17 protein-coding genes and 1 pseudogene are annotated in these 20902 nt (G+C 59.9%); 10 read left to right on the forward strand and 8 right to left on the reverse strand.

Annotated elements, in window-relative coordinates:
* The first annotated feature begins 185 nt into the window (after positions 1–185).
* A complete protein-coding gene (gene lpdA, locus HYI44_RS05350) occupies positions 186–1586 on the forward strand; it encodes a dihydrolipoyl dehydrogenase (RefSeq protein ID WP_225568916.1) in 1401 nt (466 codons plus the stop codon).
* Positions 1587–1592: 6 nt separating this feature from the next.
* Here lpdA and HYI44_RS05355 read toward each other — a convergent pair whose 3' ends face one another.
* The gene (locus tag HYI44_RS05355; protein WP_045060854.1) at positions 1593–2066 is read right to left on the reverse strand and encodes an Lrp/AsnC family transcriptional regulator; all 474 of its coding nucleotides are present in this window, start codon (positions 2064–2066) and stop codon (positions 1593–1595) included.
* Positions 2067–2129: 63 nt separating this feature from the next.
* Here HYI44_RS05355 and HYI44_RS05360 point away from each other — a divergent pair.
* Positions 2130–2261, forward strand: a pseudogene (locus HYI44_RS05360) (LysE family translocator); the annotation flags it as partial.
* Here the strand turns inward: HYI44_RS05360 and HYI44_RS05365 are convergent.
* From HYI44_RS05365 to HYI44_RS05395, 7 genes are read right to left on the reverse strand one after another with little or no spacing between them, the layout of a single operon-like run.
* Positions 2262–4436: a hypothetical protein gene (locus HYI44_RS05365; RefSeq protein WP_225568917.1), complete on the reverse strand. Its 2175-nt coding sequence runs from the start codon at positions 4434–4436 to the stop codon at positions 2262–2264.
* Positions 4423–5619, reverse strand: a complete 1197-nt coding sequence (locus HYI44_RS05370) for a DUF3142 domain-containing protein (protein ID WP_225568918.1) — start codon at positions 5617–5619, stop codon at positions 4423–4425. The genes HYI44_RS05365 and HYI44_RS05370 overlap by 14 nt, the downstream gene beginning before the upstream one ends.
* A gap of 53 nt (positions 5620–5672) precedes the next feature.
* On the reverse strand, positions 5673–6509 hold the full coding sequence (locus HYI44_RS05375; protein WP_225568919.1) for a class I SAM-dependent methyltransferase: 837 nt from the start codon (positions 6507–6509) through the stop codon (positions 5673–5675).
* On the reverse strand, positions 6503–7660 hold the full coding sequence (locus HYI44_RS05380) for an acyltransferase family protein (RefSeq protein ID WP_225568920.1): 1158 nt from the start codon (positions 7658–7660) through the stop codon (positions 6503–6505). The genes HYI44_RS05375 and HYI44_RS05380 overlap by 7 nt, the downstream gene beginning before the upstream one ends.
* Entirely contained in the window at positions 7653–8540 is an 888-nt protein-coding gene (locus HYI44_RS05385; protein WP_122840937.1) for a class I SAM-dependent methyltransferase, read from the reverse strand. Before HYI44_RS05385 ends, HYI44_RS05380 begins: the two co-directional genes overlap by 8 nt.
* Positions 8537–9841, reverse strand: a complete 1305-nt coding sequence (locus HYI44_RS05390; RefSeq protein WP_225568921.1) for a glycosyltransferase — start codon at positions 9839–9841, stop codon at positions 8537–8539. The genes HYI44_RS05385 and HYI44_RS05390 overlap by 4 nt, the downstream gene beginning before the upstream one ends.
* The gene (locus HYI44_RS05395) at positions 9835–11436 is read right to left on the reverse strand and encodes a glycosyltransferase (protein ID WP_225568989.1); all 1602 of its coding nucleotides are present in this window, start codon (positions 11434–11436) and stop codon (positions 9835–9837) included. The genes HYI44_RS05390 and HYI44_RS05395 overlap by 7 nt, the downstream gene beginning before the upstream one ends.
* 431 nt (positions 11437–11867) lie before the next feature.
* Between HYI44_RS05395 and HYI44_RS05400 the strand changes: the two genes are divergently transcribed.
* Genes HYI44_RS05400 through HYI44_RS05435 form a run of 8 tightly spaced genes read left to right on the forward strand, consistent with a single transcriptional unit; the run spans position 11868 to position 20885 of the window.
* On the forward strand, positions 11868–12782 hold the full coding sequence (locus HYI44_RS05400; RefSeq protein ID WP_225568922.1) for a GDP-mannose 4,6-dehydratase: 915 nt from the start codon (positions 11868–11870) through the stop codon (positions 12780–12782).
* Complete coding sequence (gene gmd / locus HYI44_RS05405; protein ID WP_122840933.1) at positions 12779–13750, forward strand: GDP-mannose 4,6-dehydratase; 972 nt, start codon at positions 12779–12781, stop codon at positions 13748–13750. Before HYI44_RS05400 ends, gmd begins: the two co-directional genes overlap by 4 nt.
* A gap of 4 nt (positions 13751–13754) precedes the next feature.
* Positions 13755–15197, forward strand: a complete 1443-nt coding sequence (locus HYI44_RS05410; protein WP_122840932.1) for a mannose-1-phosphate guanylyltransferase/mannose-6-phosphate isomerase — start codon at positions 13755–13757, stop codon at positions 15195–15197.
* On the forward strand, positions 15198–15995 hold the full coding sequence (locus tag HYI44_RS05415; protein ID WP_122840931.1) for an ABC transporter permease: 798 nt from the start codon (positions 15198–15200) through the stop codon (positions 15993–15995).
* Positions 15995–17260, forward strand: coding sequence for an ABC transporter ATP-binding protein (locus tag HYI44_RS05420; protein WP_225568923.1), 1266 nt, complete (start codon positions 15995–15997; stop codon positions 17258–17260). Before HYI44_RS05415 ends, HYI44_RS05420 begins: the two co-directional genes overlap by 1 nt.
* The gene (locus tag HYI44_RS05425; RefSeq protein WP_225568924.1) at positions 17257–18633 is read left to right on the forward strand and encodes a glycosyltransferase family 4 protein; all 1377 of its coding nucleotides are present in this window, start codon (positions 17257–17259) and stop codon (positions 18631–18633) included. Before HYI44_RS05420 ends, HYI44_RS05425 begins: the two co-directional genes overlap by 4 nt.
* Complete coding sequence (locus HYI44_RS05430) at positions 18617–19747, forward strand: glycosyltransferase family 4 protein (RefSeq protein WP_122840928.1); 1131 nt, start codon at positions 18617–18619, stop codon at positions 19745–19747. Before HYI44_RS05425 ends, HYI44_RS05430 begins: the two co-directional genes overlap by 17 nt.
* Before the next feature lies 1 nt (position 19748).
* The gene (locus HYI44_RS05435; RefSeq protein ID WP_225568925.1) at positions 19749–20885 is read left to right on the forward strand and encodes a glycosyltransferase family 4 protein; all 1137 of its coding nucleotides are present in this window, start codon (positions 19749–19751) and stop codon (positions 20883–20885) included.
* Positions 20886–20902: the final 17 nt, after the last annotated feature.

A 20902-nucleotide genomic window follows, 5' to 3' on the forward strand; every position in this document is an offset into this window, starting at 1 on the left:
TTTCCAGGGATCTTCAGGTCAAAAAAACACCAGAACCTGCACCCTCCTCCCAGATGACTCCCGAAAACTGCTGGAGTTCTGAAAATTATAATTGCCCTACCGAGGGCGCACGAGACATATTATGTTCATAATATTAACTCCGGACTACTTTTAATTTCCGATGGCCTTCCATCCAGGAGAACAGCATGAGCACCTACGACATCGTGATACTGGGCGGCGGCCCTGGCGGCTACAACGCAGCAATCCGGGCCGGCCAATTGGGCCTGAAGGCCGCCTGCGTCGAAGGTCGCACCACGCTGGGAGGCACTTGCCTGAACGTTGGTTGCATGCCGTCCAAAGCGTTGTTGCATGCCTCGGAGCTCTACGAAGCGGCCAGCGGGGCGGAATTTGCCAACCTGGGCATCGAGGTCAAACCGGTGCTGAACCTGGCGCAGATGATGAAGCAGAAAGACGAAAGCGTTAGGGGCCTGACCAAAGGCATCGAGTTCCTGTTTCGCAAGAACAAGGTCGACTGGATCAAGGGTTGGGGCCACATCGATGGCCCGGGCAAAGTCACGGTAACCGACAGTGAAGGCGGCAAGACCGAGCTCGGCGCCAAGGACATCATCATCGCCACCGGCAGCGAACCCATGCCCCTTCCCGGCGTCAGCATCGACAATCAACGAATCCTCGACTCCACTGGCGCGCTGTCACTGGCTGAAGTGCCCAAGCATCTGGTGGTGATCGGCGCTGGGGTAATAGGTCTGGAATTGGGTTCGGTGTGGCGGCGCCTGGGAGCGCAAGTCACGGTAGTGGAATTTCTCGACCGCATCTGTCCAGGCGTTGATGCAGAGGCAGGTAAAACACTGCAGCGTTCGTTGAGCAAACAGGGGATCAGCTTCAAGTTGAGCTCTAAAGTCACCAGCGCCACCTCGTCCGCAACCGGAGTGCAGCTAAGCGTTGAGCCCGCTGCGGGAGGTACCGCCGAGCTGCTGGAGGCCGACTACGTCTTGGTGTCAATCGGCCGTCGGCCTTACACCGAGGGCCTGGGGCTGGAGAACGTGGGCCTGACGACGGACAAGCGGGGGATGCTCGCCAACAAAAGGCATCGCACCGAAGCCGCTGGAGTCTGGGTGATTGGCGACGTGACTTCCGGGCCGATGCTGGCGCATAAAGCCGAAGACGAAGCCATGGCCTGCGTGGAACAAATCGCCGGTAAAGCGGGCGAGGTCAATTACGACCTGATCCCCAACGTGATCTACACCCGACCGGAACTGGCCAGCGTCGGCAAGACCGAAGAGCAGCTCAAGGCTGAAGGTCGGGGGTATAAGGTCGGGAAGTTTCCCTTTACCGCCAACAGTCGCGCGAAGATCAACCATGAAACCGAAGGTTTCGCGAAAGTACTGGCTGATGAGCGCACCGACGAAATTCTGGGCGTGCACCTCGTGGGCCCCAGTGTCAGCGAGATGATCGGCGAATATTGCGTGGCCATGGAGTTCAGCGCTTCAGCCGAAGACATTGCACTGACCTGCCATCCCCACCCTACCCGCTCCGAGGCGCTGCGTCAGGCGGCGATGAATGTGGAGGGGATGGCAACGCAGATGTAGCCGATGCTAGAGCGGCAGGTGCTCCAGGGGCAACGCGCCTGGAGCCTTTACGGTGTTGATGGCAAAGTTGCTGCGAATGTCACTCACGCCGGGCAGTTTCAACAGCTGGCCCGTGAGGAACCGGTCGTAGCCGCGCAAGTCCGGTACTACCACCTGCAGCAGAAAATCCGATTCGCCCGATACCAGGAATGCCGAAATCACCTCCGGCAATGCCGTCACGGCCAGGCGAAACGCCTCGGCCTGTTCGTCGTTATGGCGTTCCACCTTGACCCCGACAAACACCGTCAGCCCCAAGCCTACCTCGTCACGGTCCAGATTGGCCTGATAACCCCTGATCACTCCGGCCTCCTCCAGCATCCGTACCCGACGCAAGCACGGCGAGGCGGATAATCCGATCTCGTCGGCCAGTTGCACGTTGCTCAGGCGACCATCCCGTTGCAGGGCGGCAAGGATCTTGCGGTCGTAGGCGTCGAGCTTCATAAGTTGGCAGATCCCAATGGTTGATAGGCAATAAACCAGTAGATTGTGCCACACACATGTTGCTACGCAGTGACCGGCGTCGCACTGGGCCGTTGGCTGCAACACAGCCCTTCGGCCCAGCGCTTGCAGCAATGGCTGTTCGGCAGCCTGCTGATCGGTTTTGCGATACGCCTAACGTTCGTCCAGCAGGCTTGATCAGGTCTGCTTGCGTCGCTTGTGCCGGTTGATCAGCAGCAGCGCAAAGGCGGTAAATGCCACCACCGCGCCCAGTTGCAGCCACGTTTTATAAGGCCGCAAGACGTTACGGACCGGACTGATGGCCTGCGTCACGTAACGTCGGTCGGCCTTCCCAAAATCCGGGGACGGGCAGCGCTCACCGAAGTGAACGGCCCAATCGACATACGGCCCTTCGTTGACGTACCGCCGATAAAATACCTGTTTCTGCTCCGGATCAGCGTTCCAGCCAGTTGCCGCACACAAAACAGCGGCAAATGCCTGGCTGGTATGCGGCAAGTTATCGGCGGCCCGAGTGGCAAGGTCGTTGGCGAGATAGCGGTAGTGATAACGCAGGTCTGGCTGTGCAGCGCTGGCTTGCTGACGGCTGAACTCTTCCTGTGCCAACAGTGGCCCCACTTTCAATTCGGTGCTTTGAAGGCTGTAGTTGCCTTCGAAAGTCGCGTAGTCGGGGGCCATCTCATAGCCCAGTAACTCCATGCCGAAGTGACGGCTCAAGTCGGCCGCATGGAAGTACGCAAATGCCCTTTTGGTCGGCCACCATTTTGATTCTGCATCGTGGCGTAGCTCGCCGTACCACTTCGCCAGGCTGAACAACCGGGGGTTATCAAAGTAAACCGGCGCTTCGTTGTAGCGTCCTTCGCGCAGCAACCGGCGGCCGAGCAGGTTGCGTAGTTTGGCCGCGACCGTTAGCGGGGCTGCGACATGGTCGCTAGCCTCTGCTTCTATTTGGGCCGCATAGGTTTCAACATCCTGCAGGCTAAAGGGCGTTGGCACCTGCACGTTGGTGTCGACGTAATGCTTGAGCTCATCGACAGTCAGCACGCGCTCGGCCACGGTCGCCGCGTCCAACCAGTAGATGTCCTGGCTGCGGTAGAGTTGATCAAACGCTTGTAGGTAATCTCCACGCTGCAGCGCCAGAATTGCACTCTCACCCTCGACCCGACATTTGGGTTGCAGCGACTCGTAATCAAAATCCGGGGTCCTGCGCTCACCCCATGATTCGTTCTGCGGGAAGGCCTGAGCAGCTTTGGCATAGGCTGCGGTTGCCGCGACCTTGTCGCCATCGCGCAGCGCCAGCTTCGCCCGTAGCCACCAAGCCAGGCCGCCGTCCCCGGCGTGCTCAAGAAAGGCTTTCGCGCTGGCGTAATCACCTTGTTGATAATTGACCGCCGCCAGCCGATCCGCGTTTTCCAGGGTCCCGCGCGTGCTGTTTTGAAGCAGCTTGATCAGCTTCAGTTCGTTCGGCGGTTGTTCCCCGAATGACCAGCCCAGTCGGCTGATCAAGGAAGCTGTCACCAGTTGCTGCACTGGCTTTCCCTGGAGTAATTGCGCCAAAGACGTTTCGGGCATCGCGGCCAATTCAGCCACCAGTTGCTTCAAGGAGCTGTAGCCCACTGGCGATCCGTGCCGGTTCTGCGTGGCATACAGCTCAATGGCGCGGTTCCAGTCACCTGCGGCGCGAACCACACGGGCTTCTTCACCGAGGCTGGCGACTCCCAACTCCAAGGGGTCACTGAAGCCGTCAATGCTCAGTTGACGGGTCTGCTCGAAAGCAAGCTGGGACTGGGCCAACAGGCTTGGCACTGTATCCACTTGCGAGTTCATGGCGAACAATGCCCGTCCCAAGGAATAGGCGGCCCAGGTGCTGCGTAGCGGGCGCTGATCTGCCGGCAGTGCCAATACTTTGTGAAAGTACTCGGCAGCCAGCGCGTAGTCAGCTGCATTGAAGGCCGCCGCGCCCGCCAGGTAGAACATGAGTTCGGGCGGCAGTGCTTTGCCGTCGACTTCAACTTGGCGCGCGTCGGCCACACTGCGCAGTTGCTTCACCAGAGCCTGTTGCTCCACAGACAAACCGACCTGCTCTGCCAGATCCCGCGGGCTGGGTTGGCCCGCTTCTTCGCCGTAACTGTAATCTTGATTGCCAGTAGCGGGTGCGATGTTCTTCAGCCCGGCAATCGAGCCGCCAAGGCGACTGACCTCGAAGTTGAAGTTGCCCTCCGGCAGCTCCGATAGAGTCTGCCCCCGGTTGTCCAACAGCCGCATGGGGAAGTCCGGGCCGCAGGCCAGCACTGACCCCAGTGGCAGGCTGAGGGTCAGGCATAGCAGATGATGGGGCCACTTACGGATCAACATGTGACGCTCCTTGATCAATTTTTTTGCAGCGCGCCCAACCAATGGCACGCTGCCCCTGTGCCGCTACTCGGCCCTCTCGTAGACGGCTGAAGGTCAGGCTGTTTGAAGTCTGCTGCATTGAATAACCGGCCAGCGCATCCGCACCTTCACAAGCGCTAGCCGCCAGCGTCACCTGTTCAGGCCATGGGCTGTCTAGATTGCCTGAGTTGATGATGCTGATATCGAACAAGCCTTGATGCTCTGAAAGTTGCAACGTCACCTGGCTTCGGAGCGCCTCACCGCGTGCTACAGCGCGCAGCATGGTCAGGCTCCAGGCCCGGCGATCATTCGCCAGCGGTAATCTGAACCAGATTAGACCTGCGAGGTGCTCCGGGGGATGATCCCGCAGTTCCAGGCCAAGCTTGCGAAGTTGCTGGGGATCGGCCATCAACTCCTGGCGATCCCCGTCGCGCTCAAGGGGCACTTCGCTTTCTACGATCGGCCCGCCATTACTCGCCGGCAACAACGCGACGCCATATGCCGGCAGCGCCAGGTAAAACGGTTTCGAAGTTTTGCGTGACCAAGCCTCTGTCCATTTTCTTGTTTGTTCCACGTGGAACAAACCCGTTCTTGGATCGCTGACTGCGTGCACTTGCAACACGCTGCTATCGACGGAGGATAAAAGCGCCGGCAACTCTGGGCTGTTCAGCCAAGCGGGTAATGCAGTGATACTCAGCCCCATGGATGCCGGTAGCACCTGGCGCAATTCGCTCAGCAGATTTCGATAGACCGGCAGTCGAGCAACACCGGCATCGTGGTCAATTTCCACCCCGGCCAATGTCAAGCCCTGCCCTTGCCAGTCACTGATCAACTGTTGGACCTGCGCAATGACTTCATGCGAATCCAGGGACTTCAACTGACCATCAAGCCGGATTACCGCGATCAGCGGGCGACCATCTTGTCGTAACAGATGGGCGTCAACTTGCGCCCGACTCCAGCCGGCGTGAGGAAATGACTGTAGAGCGAGTACCCGCAGCGTAGAGAAATCAGCCCGGCTGTCACGCAAGGCGTGTTGATGAGCAGGCATCCACTGGCGTTGCCAGATGTAGAGCTGCTGATCGAGCGCAGGCGCCTCGGGTTGCCCGCAGCCGGCGAGCATCAACAGCGGGAAAAGCAGTGCGCACCGTCGGATCGACAACCCCATGAACATCCATCCTTTCCAACACAGGGTTGCAGGGTACACAGAATCCTGTGGGATCAGGGCTTACGCGCAATGATCACCTGACTCTTGGCCACGACCGCATCCAGGGCCTGTTTGATCTGTGCACCCCGAGGCGAAGCGAGAATTGCCTGCCAGGTATCGGCCCAGTGATTGAGCAAAGGATGGTCCGCATTGCTGAAGTCCACTTTGGCCTCCCAGAACAGAAGCATCCACATCGACCAGTAAAAACCGTATTGGCTATGGCTGATCACTTCCAGACCCGCGTCGCTGACCATTGCCTTGAATTGGTCTTCGCTGATGATGCGAATGTGATTGGGCTTCTGAAAGTACTCGGGCGCGGCGATGTCTTTTTGCAGGTCTTCGGAACTTGGATGCGGCACGCTGAGCAGATAGAGCGCTCCCGGTTTGCCGACCCGTACCAGTTCGGCAAGAAACTGCGCAGGGTCATCGACGTGCTCGATTACTTCAGTGGAGACCACTCGAGTCGCGGTTTCGTCAGCAATGGGCAACGGGTTGCAATCGGTGACGTGGCACTCAATGCTCCGAGCCGGTGTATCTGCCAGGCGTTGCCGGGTCGCCTCGACCTTGGCCGCGTCGATATCGGCGATGATGATATTAGCCCCGCGCATTGCGCAGAAATGCACGTTACCGCCGTCACCGCAGCCAACGTCCAGCAAGGTGTCTTGCGGAGTGACCGGGAAGCCGGTGAACAGCTCGCCGGTTTGCTGATTGAACCAGCCACTGAGCATCGCGTCATGCAGGCCGAGCATGTACGGATCGACCTTTTCGGGTGCTGCGGCCACCGGTGTCGGCTCCGGCACCGGTTGCGCGGGAGGCGCGCCCGCCGCGAGTTTCTTCAACAGTCTCAGCATGAGGTTGCTCCAGAGGATGGGACGGCGTTTGGGGGCAAGCTCAGGCGCTGCACCAGCGATACGCCACGACGGCGCATGGGCATTTCGACAAAGCGATAGTTGAGTTCACTTAAAACCGCGATCAACCCGAAGGCGATCAACAATGTAAGGATCGGGTGTCCGCCAGGGTTCGGCAAGTTGGCTGCCTGCAAACGAAAGATGCCTTCGCGCACCAGCAGATAAGCCGGGATGTGGATCAGGTAAATCCCGTAGGAACGGCTGCCCACCCAGGTCATCAGGCTTTTGATCAGACAGCCGGGCATCAGGTAGTCGCGATTGTAGGAAGCGATCCAGACCAGCAACGCACACAGCAGTGCAATCACGCCAATACGGGAATGGGTGAACGTGAAGCGATCAGTGGCGATGAAACCCAGCACCAGCGACACCGCGAGCAATGCGGCCAGACCAGCCCAGGGACGGCGCAGGAATGTCGGTTCCCAGCGTCGGTAGGAAGGCTGCGCGCTCCAGATGGCCAGCAGCACGCCGAGGGCCAGCGCATCTGTTCTGATCACCATCAATATCGGCGTGCGCAAAGTGAACAGTTGCACCGCCACCAACAGGACTAGCGCCCAAGCCAGGTATTTGCGACAGAGCAAAATCAGCAAGGGGAACAGCAGGTAGAACTGCTCCTCCAACGACAGACTCCAGTACACGAAACTGGTGCCATATTCGTAATTGTAAAAACTGTCGGCGAAGCGAAAGTTGGCGTACTGGGCAATGCCGGCCAGGGTCGCCTGCAGATTCGCCTGCAGGGTGCCGAACGCGCCGGACCGGTTGAGGAACAGGCACGCCAGCAACATCAGCGCCAGCCATAACCAGGCTGACGGCAACAAACGAAAGGCCCGCCGCAGCCAGAAGTTGCGGGTTTCCTGCCAGTATTCCTGCCGCGTGCTGCAACCTTGCAGCGCCGGGATCAGGCTACGCGCGATGACGAAGCCGGAGATGGCGAAGAATAAATCAACGCCCCACCACGGCTGCGTGTACAGGGTGATGCGTTGCAGCAGCGGAACACTCGCCGCGAACAGGCTGTCCTGCAGGTGGTGAAACAAAACGCCCAGTACCGCAATGCCGCGAAGCAACTCGATATCCATGATGCGCTTACTGCTACTCATGGTGTCCTCCTGGACGTGCCACGGTATCCATCGGTTTGCGGGCAATGATGACCTGGCTCTTGGGCATGAACCGGTCAAGCATCTGCTTGATCGCCAGGCCGTCGGGGTGCGACAGCAGGTCCTGCCAGGTTTTCGCCCAGCTCTCCATCAACGGCGGATACGGCGCCTGGATACGGTCGCGAACCGCGCCACCCACGTCACGTCCGGCAGCCCTCTCGCTCGCCCAGAAAAAGATCATGCCCATCACCCAGAAAAACCCGCTGGCCTGACGATGCTCGATGACCAGGCCCGCCTCCTCCACCAGGGTGGCGAACCGTTCGGGGGTGAAAATCTGCACATGATTGGGTGTCTGGAAATAACTGGCGGGAGCGATGCCCTTTTGCAAATGCTCGCCCACCGGTGCTGGAACGCTTAGCAGATACAGCGCCCCGGGACGCCCCATGCGCACCAGTTCAGCCATGAAGGGTTCAGGTTGGTCGATGTGTTCGAGCACTTCCATGCACACGATTTTGCTTGCGCAACCGTCGGCCAGCGGCAGCGGCAAGCTGTTGCTGACCAGCCCCAGATTGGCCTGGCTCGATTGCGCGGCCACTTGGCGGGCCAGGTCACGCACCTTGTCGTGCTCGCTGTCGGTGAAGATCACCGAGGCGCCCTGTCGAACCGCGAACAAGGTCGCCACACCTTCGCCGCATCCGACATCCAGCAGCGTGTCGTCGGCGTTAATGGCAAAACCCTTGAGCAACTCGCCGGTTTCGCCGAGGAACCAGCCATCGAGTACTGCATCGTGCAAACCGACGTCCCTGGGCGATACCGGGCTTTGGGGCACGGTCGAAGGCGCCGACGGTGCCGGCCAGAGCTTCGCCAACAGACGGCGAATCATGCGCTGGACGCTTGCAAGGTCAGTGCTTTGCGCCGCTCCAGCAGCTGTTCGAAGAACGCCTGCAGGCGCTGTTCGGTGCTGGCCTGGCTACAGAAACCCTGAAGTCGACTGACAGCATGGGCCGACATCCTTTCATACCGCCCGACATCGTTTTTCGCGACGTCGTAGCTGGCCCGATAGGCAGCGCACAGCGAGTCCCAATCAGTGGTGTAACGCAGAGTACGAAATGCCGCCCGGGGATCGTGCGGCCAGGCGGTCAGTTCTTCTGTCGAGTCGACGATGAACGCGTTGTCACTGTCCACGTAGTCGGCCATCGCAGTGTTCAGCGGCGCAATCGCCGGCTTGCCGCACGACATGAATTCCATCAACGGCAGGCACTGGCCTTCGCCGTAGGAGCAATTGACGACGTAGCTGGTGGCCTCTACCAGGCGTTCATAGTCGAGGTCTGCGAGGTAGCCATGGATCAGCACGATGCGGCACTGATAGGTCTGATTCTTGTAGACGTGGTGCAGCATGTCGTTGAGTGCATCGGCGATGTCATGGTGAGTGAGCTTGAGCACCAGGGTCGCGTCGGCCGACTCGCGGAAGGTGCTGCAAAACGCACTGATCATGTCCTTCCAGTTCTTGCGCCCGTCGTAGGGGTTGAAGACCGAGGTGTAGACCACGCCATCAAGCAGCAACTTGCAATCGCGCACCGGTCCGTCGAACGCGATCGGCGTGCCTTCGCGCAAGCGCTCCGGTCCGTAAGGGCGCAGATCTGCGGTACGACTGTCGATCATCAGGCCGCGCAGGTTCAGGCGAATCCCTTCAGCGACCGGGCGCTTGAACAAGTGCTCGCCACGCGCGGCAAAGCGATCCCAGACCGGCGCCGGAATCGCGCTGATCGGATACTCGGGCCCCATCACATCGCGAACGGCCTTTACGGTGAAGCTCGAATGAGTGATCGCCATGCCGCTGGCCGCCAGTACCACCCGCCAGTCATGCCGCGGTTCCCCATGCCAGCTTTCAGTGGGGATGGTGCTGAACTCCCAGGCGAACACTGCAATGGTCGGGCAGGCATAGCGGATGGGTGTGCGGTGCGGTGGTGAGAAGGACAGGAACACACAATCCTCTCCCCTGCTCTGGCAATCTTGATACAGACGGTCGACCAACTCGTCAGGGTCGCTGACCTCGATCACCTGGCCCAGTCGTTCCAGCACCGGGCGAAACTCCTTGAGCACGAAGTAGTAGCTGTACTCGGGCCGGCCCAGGTTCTGCTGGATGTTGCTCTTGTTGGTTTCCGAATGAATGATGATCAGCATGCTGCTGTCCCCGTCTTGGCGGCCGCTGGCGTCACGGCGATGACCGGGGCCTGCCCGAAGAACTGCGCCAGGCGCTGCTGCACTGGCGTAAAACTGCAGTAGTCGCGCATTCGCTCGCTGGCGGCGTCGGCCATGGCATGCCAGGTCTGCGGCTGGTCTTTGGCCATGGCGTAACTCTGTGCATAAGCGGTTTTCAACGAGCCCCAATCCGGACGATGGCGCAGGGTCCGGTAGAGGATGCGCGCGTCTTCCGGCCAGATCGTCGGCTCGCGACTGGACTTCACAACAAAGGCCACGCGATCGTCGATGTAGTCTCGCATTGCGGTGTGGTCCGGGGCGATAACGGGCCGGGCGCACGACATGAATTCCATCAGCGGCAAGCACAGGCCTTCGCAGCGAGATGCGTTGACGTAGAAACTCGCCGCCCCGTACAACCGCGCAAATTCTTCATCCTGCAGATAACCATGCATGACCACCACTCGACAGGCGAATGGTGACAGTTGCGAGAGCAAAGTCATGAGCTCGACGTAATAGGTCGAGAGGTCGTTCTGGGTCATCTTCAGTACGAGCGTAGCGTCTGGTGCATCGCGCAATGCCCAGCAAAATGCGGTGATCAGATGGTGCCAGTTCTTGCGCCCGTCATCGGGGTTGAACACGCTGACATACACCACACCACTGACATCGATGGATACCGTCGTGGTGGTATCGGGCAAAGCGGATGGCGCCGGTTCGACTGGTTCGACTGGCTCGGCAACCTCGGGTGCAACTGGCAGTGGTTGCACTGGCAGTGCCTGCTTGCGAAGCCTTGCGAGCCAGGGGCGAACGGCGTCCGGCACCAGATCGCGCGCGGCTTCGCGATACCACAGCAGCAGGTTGTGCTTGAGTGCCCGGTAGACTTCACGCACGTAGTGCCGGGTAATAAATGCGCGGCGGCGGATGGTCAATTGCGGTGGCGGTGGCGGTGGCGGCTCCGGTACTACTTCTTCCGGCTCAGGCTCGATCTGCGCCACTGACTCTACAATCTGCGGTCCAAGCAGGCCATCGGCGGACAAGCCCATCACATGGCTGTCGAGTATGCAGCCCTTGATCTGCAGTGTGGTTCCCGGGTTCACCGGAGTGCCAGGATACTGCTGGCGCACCTCGGCAAAGCGTTCCCACAAAGGCGTCGGCAATACGAGCACTGGAAAATCGGCACCCAGGGTTCGGCGGATGGCTTCGGCAGTGTGGGTGGACAAGGTAATCACCCGACCCAGGCGCGCCAGTGTCTGGCTCCAGTCCTGGCGCGGATCGTTGTCCCAGTACTCGGCGGGAATGGTGTCGAATTCCCAGGCAACCACACACACCATCGGGCATTGAACATCGGTCGGGGTCTTGTGCGGCGGTGCAAACGAAATGAACAGGCTATCCTGCCCCGCTTGCTGCAACTGCCGATAGAGCGGATCCACTTCGGCGGTCGAGGCTACGACGTGAACCTGCCCAAGGCTTTCGAACAAGGGTCGATAGGCCTTGAGCACAAAATAGTAACTGTACTCGGGACGACCGAGACTCTGGCTGATGGAGCTGTCGTTGACGTCGGAGTAGAGAATGAAATTCATGGCATCCCATGGTGAGATCGCCATCCCGGCAACCTCACTGTGTGACGGAGAAGCCAAGGATCGGGGCAGCATTTGCCAGCCCTCGTCCATCGTCTTCGTGCCCGTCTTCGTTCTTGTTTTAATGGTCAGTTCCTCGCAGTTTCACAGCGGCGCTGCCGAACCTTGAGTCATCGTGACGAGGGGCATTCTAAACACATCCGTTGAGGATTCGTGAACCGCCCGACGAGAATAAATCGGGCTACGCGGACCAGAACTGATCAGTCACGGTTGGACCTGTTGAAATTACCGCGCAATTGGCACAGATTGGCAACCAAACAACTACAACAAAATTTTTTCGCCAGTCTTTCGACCAAGTAATCGACCCGGTCCGTCAGATATCTCCGACAAGCCTGTGGGGAATGGACGAAAATGTATGACCAAGGGGCTGCTGTTTGAAAAAGCGTTTGTTCGTTACGGGTCTCAGCGGATTCGTAGGACAACACATCCAATCCCGCCTGCTGGCTGATTCCGCGCAGTGGGAGCTGCTGACCGTCCCTGCCCGCTATGATCTCGCAGACCCGCAGAGCCTTGAAGGCCTGTGGCCGGAGCTGCCGGATGCGGTCATTCACCTGGCCGGCCAGACCTTCGTACCCGAAGCGTTCCGTGATCCGGCGCGCACACTGAATATCAACTTGCTCGGTACGCTGAACCTGCTGCAAGCCCTCAAGGCTCGCGGCTTCACCGGCACGGTCCTGTACGTCAGCTCCGGCGACGTCTACGGCCAGGTCAGCGAAGAGCATTTGCCCATCACCGAACTGCAACCGCCCTGCCCGCGCAATCCGTATGCCGTGAGCAAACTGTCGGCAGAGTTCCTGAGTCTGCAATGGGGTTTGAGCGAAGGCTGGCCGGTACTGGTCGCCCGCCCGTTCAACCACATCGGCACTGGCCAGAAAGAAAATTTTGTCATCGCCAGCGCCGCCCGCCAGATCAATCGGATCAAACAAGGCCTGCAAGCGCCGCAACTGGAAGTCGGTGACATCGACGTCACGCGCGACTTCCTCGACGTGAGCGACGTGATCTCCGCTTACCTGGCCTTGCTGGAAAAAGGTACGCCCGGGCAGGTCTACAACGTGTGCTCGGGGCGCGAGCAGAGCATTCGCAGCCTGATCGAACAGCTGGGTGACCTCGCGCAAGTCGACCTGCAACTGGTTCAAGACCCCGCCAGAATGCGCCGCGCGGATCAGCGACGGGTATGCGGCAGTCATGCAAGGCTGGCCCAGACCACCGGTTGGGCGCCGCAAATCACTACACAACAAACCCTGCGGGCGACCCTGTCCGACTGGGAGATACGGGTAAGACAAGAATGACAAAAAGTGCACTGATCACAGGGATCACCGGACAGGACGGCGCTTATCTGGCCAAACTGTTGCTCGACAAGGGCTATAAAGTTCACGGCCTGGTTGCGCGGCGCAGCAGCGACGCACGCTGGCGACTGCGCGAAATGGGGGTCGAGGCCGACATCGTTTACCTGGACGGCGACATGGCCGATGCCTGCTCGATCCAGCGCGCAGTGATCAAATCGGCGCCGGACGAGGTCTACAACCTGGCCGCACAGAGTTTTGTTGCCGCCTCCTGGTCGCAACCGGTAACCACCGGCATTGTCGACGGGTTGGGCGTCACGCACCTGCTTGAAGCGATCCACCAGTTCAGCCCGCATACCCGTTTCTACCAAGCATCCACCAGCGAAATGTTTGGCCTGATCCAGGCGGAGCAGCAGGACGAAAATACGCCGTTTTACCCGCGCAGCCCTTACGGCGTGGCCAAGCTCTATGGCCACTGGATCACCGTGAACTATCGCGAGAGCTACAACCTGCACGCCAGCAGCGGCATCCTGTTCAACCACGAATCACCGCTGCGTGGCATCGAATTCGTGACGCGCAAGGTCACCGACGCAGCCGCTCGCATCAAGCAGGGCAAACAGCAGGAACTGCGCCTGGGCAACATCGACGCCAAGCGCGACTGGGGTTTTGCCGGCGACTACGTCGAAGCCATGTGGTTGATGTTGCAACAGGACAAACCCGATGACTTCGTGGTCGCCACGGGGGTAACCACCACAGTGCGCGAAATGTGCCGGATTGCCTTCGAACACGTCGACCTGAACTACCGTGACTTCGTGAAGATCGACCCGGCATTCTTCCGCCCGGCCGAAGTCGAAGTGCTGCTCGGCAACCCGGCCAAGGCTCAACGAGTGCTGGGATGGAAACCAAAAACCGACCTGGATACCTTGATCCGCATGATGATGGATGCGGACATGAAACGCGTCGCCAAGGAGTAGGCCAATGCTGATTCCCGTGATTCTTTCCGGTGGTGCTGGTACGCGGTTGTGGCCGGTATCGCGAGAAGGCCAGCCGAAACCCTTCATGATGTTGCCGGACGGCCAGTCGTTACTCGGCAAGACCTATCGTCGTGCTGCGGCGTTGCTGGACGGCTGGGGCGACATCGTGACGGTGACCAATCGCGACTACTACTTCCAGAGCAAGGATCACTATCAGGACGCACAACTGGGCAGGCATCGCGGGCACTTTCTGCTGGAGCCGACCGGGCGCAATACCGCTCCGGCAATCGCGGCGGCCGCCCTCTCGCTGCAGGCACTGCATGGTGACGAGGCGATCATGCTGGTCATGCCCGCCGATCACCTGATCGTCAACGAAGAAGCCCTGAAACAAGCTGTCGAACATGCGGTGGCTCTGGCCCGGTCCGGTCACCTGGTGACCTTCGGAGTGGTGCCGACGGCACCGGAAACAGGGTTTGGCTACATCGAGACCGGCGCACCGCTGGACGAAAATGGCGCCGCCCGTGTGCAGCGTTTCGTTGAAAAACCCGACCTGCAGACCGCTACTCATTACCTTGAAAGCGGCAACTTCCTGTGGAATTCAGGGATGTTCTGCTTCTCGGTCGCCACTGTCCTGGCGGAATTGGAAACCCACGCCCCTACACTGCTGGAACAGGCCAGGACCTGCATGGCAGCCAGTGCTGCAGTGGAAACCGCCGGCGGCCTGCAGCAGGAGCTATCGCCTGCGCTGTTTGGCGAGATCATGGACATTTCCATCGACTACGCGTTGATGGAGCGCTCTGACAAGGTGGTGGTGGTGCCCGCCCGTTTCGACTGGAGCGACATCGGCTCCTGGGGCGCAATCGCCGCCCTGGTGCCGGCGGACGCGCAGCACAACCGTGCCACAGGCGAAGCCATCTTCATCGACAGTCACCATAACTTCGTGCAGAGCGAAGATCGCCTGGTGGCCACCGTTGGCGTGGAAAACCTGATCATCATCGACACCGCCGACGCGGTCCTGGTGGCTCATGCCGACCGTGCCCAGGATGTGCGCCAGGTGGCCAAGCAACTCAAGGACAAGAAGCACGAAGCCTATCGCCTGCACCGCACGGTCAGCCGGCCATGGGGCACGTACACGGTGCTCGAGGAAGGTCCACGCTTCAAGATCAAACGCATCGTGGTCAAGCCTGGTGCCAAGTTGTCCCTGCAGATGCACCACCATCGCAATGAACACTGGGTGGTGGTCGAAGGCATGGCCAAGGTCACCAACAATGGCACCGGCACTCACCTGGTGGCCAAGAACGAATCGACTTTCATTGCCGCCGGCCACAAGCATCGCCTGGAAAACCCCGGGGTGATCGACCTGGTGATCATCGAAGTGCAGAGCGGCGAATACCTGGGAGAGGACGATATCGTCCGCTTCGAAGATCAATACGGCCGGACGGTTTGAATGCTGCGTAATCTTTACCAATCGTTGTGGAGTTACCGGGGTTTTATCCTCGGCAGCGTCAAAAGAGAGTTTCAGGCGCGTTATCGCAATTCGCTGTTTGGGGCCTTGTGGACCGTGCTCAACCCGCTGTCGATGATCGTGGTCTACACGGTCATCTTCTCCACCATCATGCGCGCCCGCCTGCCGGGCGTGGATGATGGCCTTGCCTATAGCGTTTACCTTTGCGCCGGCCTGCTGACCTGGGGTCTGTTCGCCGAGATCACCACCCGCAGCCAGAGCATGTTTCTGGAAAACGCCAACCTGCTGAAGAAAATCAGCTTCCCGCGCATCTGCCTGCCGGTGATCGTGCTGCTCAATGCCGGGATCAATTTCGCGATCATTCTGGGGTTGTTCCTCGGCTTTCTGCTGATCAGCGGACGGCTTCCGGGCATGGCGTTGCTGGCCCTGATACCGCTGCTGATGCTGCAGGTGATGTTCGCCGCCGGACTGGGGATGATCCTCGGGGTGCTCAATGTGTTCTTCCGCGACGTCGGGCAATTTTTCGGCATCTGCCTGCAATTCTGGTTCTGGCTGACACCGATCGTGTACCCGCTGTCGATCCTGCCGCCGGGCATCCAGCGCGTTATCGAGCTGAACCCGATGACGGCGTTGATGAACAGTTACCAGAACCTGTTCCTCTACAACCAATGGCCTAACTGGAGCTCGCTGCTCCCGCTGGTGGTGATCGGGCTGTTGTTCTGCGTGATGGGGCTGCGGCTTTTCCGCCAGCGTGTTGGTGAAATGGTGGATGAGCTCTGATGGGACATATACGCGTCAGTGGCCTGGGCAAGGCCTATAAGCAATACCCGAATCGCTGGAGCCGGCTATTCGAGTGGCTGGTGCCGTTCTCCCCTACCCGCCATCACCTGCACTGGGTGCTGCAGGGTGTCGACTTCGAGATCCAGCCCGGCGAAGCCGTTGGCATTGTCGGGGTCAACGGCGCTGGCAAAAGTACCTTGTTGAAGATGATCACCGGCACCACCCAGGCCACCTGTGGCGAGATCAAGCTGCAAGGTCGAGTCGCCGCGCTGCTGGAGCTGGGCATGGGTTTCCACCCGGATTTCACCGGGCGCCAGAACACCTTCATGGCGGGCCAACTGCTCGGCATGCAGGTCGAGGAAATTGAGGCGCTGATGCCGGAAATCGAAAGTTTTGCCGAAATTGGCGAGGCCATCGACCAGCCGGTCCGTACCTATTCAAGCGGCATGCAGATGCGCCTGGCGTTCAGCGTTGCTACGGCGCGCCGTCCGGATATCCTGATCGTCGATGAAGCATTGTCCGTGGGTGACGCCTACTTCCAGCACAAAAGCTTCGACCGCATCCGTAACTTCCGCAAGGCCGGCACCACGCTGCTGATCGTGTCCCACGACCGGTCGGCGATCCAGTCGATCTGCGATACCGCCATCCTCCTGGAAAACGGGCGCATGGCCATGCGCGGCAAGCCTGAAGAGGTGATGGACTACTACAACGCGATGCTCGCCCAGCGCGAAGGCCAGACGGTCCGCCAGGAGATGCTTGCCAACGGCCAGGTGCAGACTATTTCCGGCACAGGCGAGGCCGGCATTCTCAGCGTGCGCCTGCTCGATCCAAAGGGCCGCTCGGTGGAAGTGGCCGAGGTCGGGCAGGCGATGGTGCTGGAAGTGCAAGTCGAAGTTCGCCAGGACATCGAGCGGCTGATCCTTGGGTTCATGATCAAGGATCGCCTCGGCCAACCCATGTACGGCATCAATACCCACCGCATCGACAAGGCCCTCACCGACCTGAGCGCCGGCGAGCGCGTCACTTACCGATTCGCTTTCGACATGCGCCTGGGCAAGGGTAATTACTCGGTGGCCCTGAGCCTCTCGCGCCTGGACTCGCACCTGGACCGCAACTTCGAGTGGCGCGACTACGGGCTGGTCTTTCACGTGATCAACAACCGTCGGGAAGACTTCGTCGGCTGTTCGTGGCTCGAGGCCCAAACCAGCATTACCCGCTCCAGCGACAGCACTATCGAAGTGGCCGACCCAGAGGAATTGCGATGACCCGACTGCTGGTGGAATGCACCTACGTTTTTGAACATCCTCACGCCAACTCAGGCATTCAGCGGGTGGTGCGCAACGTCATCCAGCAGCTACCGGCGGCAAATTCCACCCGTGAATGCATTCCCGTGGTGATGGTCAACGGCGCGTTGTTCGAGGTGAAGAGCCTGGCGCCGCTGGAGACGCCGAAACTCGACCTGATGAGCCTGCGGGTGAAGCTCGAACAGATGGCCAACCTGTTCTGGCTGCGCCACCGCACCCTGGAGCGACGTCGCCCTTTCAGCGAGTCGAAGTTCGCCCGCCGCGTACTTTACGTGGGGTGCCGCCTTGCCGCGTTCGCCTGCCTGAGCCTGCCAATGCGCGTGCTCGACCGGGTGCTCAAAGATCAGAAGGTGCCTGAGCGTTGTGTGCCGTTGCAGCATCGGGCCGGAGACCAACTGGTGTTGCTGGACTCGTCCTGGCACGCCAACTTCTTTCCCCTGGCCGAGCAGCTAAAGCGTGACGGTGTCGGCATTGTGTCGGTGATCTACGACCTGATTCCCCTGACTCATCCGCAGTTCTGCGACGCGGGCCTGGTGAAAGTGTTCAATGAGTGGTTCGACTGGATCGCCCGCACCGCCGATGGCTACGTGGCGATTTCCACGACTATTCGCGATCAGGTCCGACAGGAGATGGTGCGCCGGGTTGGCACTGAACAGGTGGCACAACGCTGGTTCGACTATTTCCACCTGGGCTCGGAACTGGACTTGAGCGACGCCCGCTCATCCGTCGATCAAGGCCTGCTGGAGATGTTCAAAAAGCCGCAGCCGGTGTTTCTGATGGTCAGCACCATCGAACCGCGCAAGAACCACGCTTACCTGCTGGATGCGTTCGAGCGCGCCTGGGCGGTTGGGTCGCTGGCCCGGTTGTGCATCGTCGGCAAGATTGGCTGGAAGTGCGATGCCCTGGTCGAGCGTATCCGCCGCCATCCCGAATTGAACAAACGGTTGTTCATGTTCAACGACCTGTCGGACAGAAGCCTGGAGCATGCTTACTCCCACGCCACTTCGCTCGTCTTCCCTTCTTACGTCGAAGGGTTTGGCTTGCCGCTGGTGGAAGCCATGCAGCGCGGGCTGCCGGCTATGGCCAGCGACATACCGGTGTTTCGCGAAATTGGCGGCGATTACATGGCCTATTTCGACCTCGACAAGCCGCAGAGCCTGGCCGACCTGATAATCGGCATGGAAACCACTGGCGTGTTCCCGGCAACGCTCGACCTTGGAGGCTGGCGCTGGCTGTCCTGGCGTGAAGCGAGCGCGCAACTGGTGGAGCGCATCGAGCGCAACCTGCACAACGTGGCAAAAGTGCCTGAGAGCCAACATGCGCATTGCCCTTAACGCACGCATTCTCCAGGCGCCGAGAACCGGTATCGGGCATTACGTCGCCGAACTGGTAAACGCCCTCGCCCAGGAGCCGGACGTCGATTTGGCATTGTTCCACGGCTGGGGCTGGAGTTCGGCGCTTCCCGAAGCCGCAATGCCCGGTTACTCGCGCCTGACGCCATTGTTGCGACAAATCCCCGGGGCCTATCAGGCAAGGCGCTGGCTGGAGCAGAAACGGTTCGACCAGCGTCATTCCAAGAGTATCGATTTGTATCACGAGCCGAGCTTGTGGCCGTTGTCGTTCGATGGCCCGACGGTTATCACCCTGCACGACCTGACACATCTGCACTATCCCGAAACCCAGCCGGCTGCACGCTTGCGGGAGATCGAGCGGCGCCTGGCCGATGGCGTACAGCAGGCACGCCTGATTCTGACGGACTCACAATGCATTGCCGACGAGGCACAGGACTATTTCGCACTGCCAGCCGAGCGTTTTGTCGTTGCGCCGCTTGGTGTGGCCGCGCGATTCCATCCCAGGTCGGACGAGTCCATCGATAAAGTGCTCAAAACTCACGGGGTCGACGCCCGGGAGTATTTCCTGTGCGTCGGCACCCTCGAACCGCGCAAGAACCTGACTCTGGCACTGCGCGCCCATGCCCGACTGCCCGAAGCCGTGCGCCAGCGTTTTCCGCTGCTGATTGCCGGCATGGCAGGCTGGCAGCGCGAGCAGTTCAACGACGAGTTGCGCTCAGCCCTTGCCGCCGGTCATGTGTGTCTGCTGGGGTATCTGCCTGATGAGGACCTGGCCCAACTGCTGGCCGGCGCCCGGGCGCTGGTCTTCCCTTCCCTGTACGAAGGGTTTGGCCTGCCGGTACTGGAAGCCATGGCCAGTGGTACCCCAGTGATACTCACCAGTGCCTCGGCCATGCCCGAAGTTGCCGCCGACGCCGGCAATTACATTCAACCGGACGATCCCGACTCCTTGCGTGATGCGATGACCCGGCTGATCGAAGACCCGACGCATTGGCAGGCCTGCCGTGCGGCGGGGTTGCATCGAGCCAAGCTTTTTTCCTGGGAGCGTTGCGCGAAGGTCACGGCCCGCGCCTACCGCCAGGCTATGGGAGATTGATATGCGAGTTCTGCACTTTTATAAAACCTATTTGCCCGACTCCATGGGTGGCATCGAACAAGTCATCTTCCAGATGAGCGAAAGCGGCGCCCGTCACGGTGTCGAGAGCACGGTGCTGACGCTGAGCAACAATCCGGCGCCAGGCGTGTTGCAGATCCGCGAACATCAGGTTCATCAGGCCAGGATGGATTTTCAGCTGGCCTCTACGGGCTTTTCCTACAGCGTCTTCAAGCAGTTTCGCGAGCTGGCAGCCGAAGCCGACGTGGTCAATTATCACTTCCCCTGGCCGTTCATGGATCTGGTGCATTTCTGCACGGCCACCAAGAAACCCTGCGTGGTCAGCTATCACTCGGACATCATTCGCCAGCGTCATTTGCTCAAACTTTATCGGCCCTTGATGCGTCGATTCCTCGACAGCGCCGACCGCATCGTCGCGGCCTCGCCCAACTATTTTCACACCAGTGATGTATTGAAGGATTATCGCGAGAAGACCAGGGTCATTACCTACGGGCTCGACAAGTCAGGTTATCCGCAGCCTGACGCACCGCGTACCGAACGCTGGCGCCAGCAGTTGGGCGACAAGTTTTTCCTGTTTGTTGGAGTGATGCGTTATTACAAGGGCCTGCATATCCTGCTCGACGCCATGCAGGGGCTCAATTATCCGGTAGTGATCGTGGGCGCCGGTCCTCTGGAGAAAGAGCTGCATGCTCAGGCCCAGGCCCAGGCCTTGGGTCTGCACAACCTGCACTTCCTCGGCTTCCTCGGCGACGAGGACAAGGTCGCCCTGCTGGAGCTCAGTTACGCGGTGGTCTTCCCGTCTCACCTGCGCTCTGAAGCGTTCGGTATTTCGCTGCTTGAAGGCGCGATGTACGGCAAGCCGATGATCTCCAGCGAGATCGGCACAGGCACCAGCTACATCAATATTCACAATGAAACCGGGCTGGTCGTGCCGCCCAGTAATCCACAGGCGTTTCGTGAGGCGATGCGCACCCTGTGGGAAAACCCGGCGCTGGCGGCGCAAATGGGGGCAAACGCGCAGGCGCGGTATCGGCAGTTGTTTACCGCTGATGAGATGGGGCGCAAGTGGGCGGCTCTGTATGAAGAGCTCTTGGCCGAGAAATCGTTGGCTTACGCATGACCTGGCTGATTGTCGTG

Origin of the sequence: Pseudomonas sp. Y24-6 (assembly GCF_020295325.1) — a bacterium.
In the GTDB taxonomy this organism is placed as follows: domain Bacteria; phylum Pseudomonadota; class Gammaproteobacteria; order Pseudomonadales; family Pseudomonadaceae; genus Aquipseudomonas; species Aquipseudomonas gregormendelii.

Excerpts from the sequence above, each read along its gene's own strand:
- HYI44_RS05355 (WP_045060854.1), bottom strand. The coding sequence starts at position 2,066 with ATGAAGCTCGACGCCTACGACCGCAAGATCCTTGCCGCCCTGCAACGG.
- lpdA (WP_225568916.1), top strand. The coding sequence starts at position 186 with ATGAGCACCTACGACATCGTGATACTGGGCGGCGGCCCTGGCGGCTAC.
- HYI44_RS05365 (WP_225568917.1), bottom strand. The coding sequence starts at position 4,436 with ATGTTGATCCGTAAGTGGCCCCATCATCTGCTATGCCTGACCCTCAGC.
- HYI44_RS05370 (WP_225568918.1), bottom strand. The coding sequence starts at position 5,619 with ATGGGGTTGTCGATCCGACGGTGCGCACTGCTTTTCCCGCTGTTGATG.
- gmd (WP_122840933.1), top strand. The coding sequence starts at position 12,779 with ATGACAAAAAGTGCACTGATCACAGGGATCACCGGACAGGACGGCGCT.
- HYI44_RS05395 (WP_225568989.1), bottom strand. The coding sequence starts at position 11,436 with ATGAATTTCATTCTCTACTCCGACGTCAACGACAGCTCCATCAGCCAG.
- HYI44_RS05410 (WP_122840932.1), top strand. The coding sequence starts at position 13,755 with ATGCTGATTCCCGTGATTCTTTCCGGTGGTGCTGGTACGCGGTTGTGG.
- HYI44_RS05435 (WP_225568925.1), top strand. The coding sequence starts at position 19,749 with ATGCGAGTTCTGCACTTTTATAAAACCTATTTGCCCGACTCCATGGGT.
- HYI44_RS05380 (WP_225568920.1), bottom strand. The coding sequence starts at position 7,660 with ATGAGTAGCAGTAAGCGCATCATGGATATCGAGTTGCTTCGCGGCATT.
- HYI44_RS05420 (WP_225568923.1), top strand. The coding sequence starts at position 15,995 with ATGGGACATATACGCGTCAGTGGCCTGGGCAAGGCCTATAAGCAATAC.
- HYI44_RS05430 (WP_122840928.1), top strand. The coding sequence starts at position 18,617 with ATGCGCATTGCCCTTAACGCACGCATTCTCCAGGCGCCGAGAACCGGT.
- HYI44_RS05415 (WP_122840931.1), top strand. The coding sequence starts at position 15,198 with ATGCTGCGTAATCTTTACCAATCGTTGTGGAGTTACCGGGGTTTTATC.
- HYI44_RS05390 (WP_225568921.1), bottom strand. The coding sequence starts at position 9,841 with ATGCTGATCATCATTCATTCGGAAACCAACAAGAGCAACATCCAGCAG.
- HYI44_RS05385 (WP_122840937.1), bottom strand. The coding sequence starts at position 8,540 with ATGATTCGCCGTCTGTTGGCGAAGCTCTGGCCGGCACCGTCGGCGCCT.
- HYI44_RS05425 (WP_225568924.1), top strand. The coding sequence starts at position 17,257 with ATGACCCGACTGCTGGTGGAATGCACCTACGTTTTTGAACATCCTCAC.
- HYI44_RS05375 (WP_225568919.1), bottom strand. The coding sequence starts at position 6,509 with ATGCTGAGACTGTTGAAGAAACTCGCGGCGGGCGCGCCTCCCGCGCAA.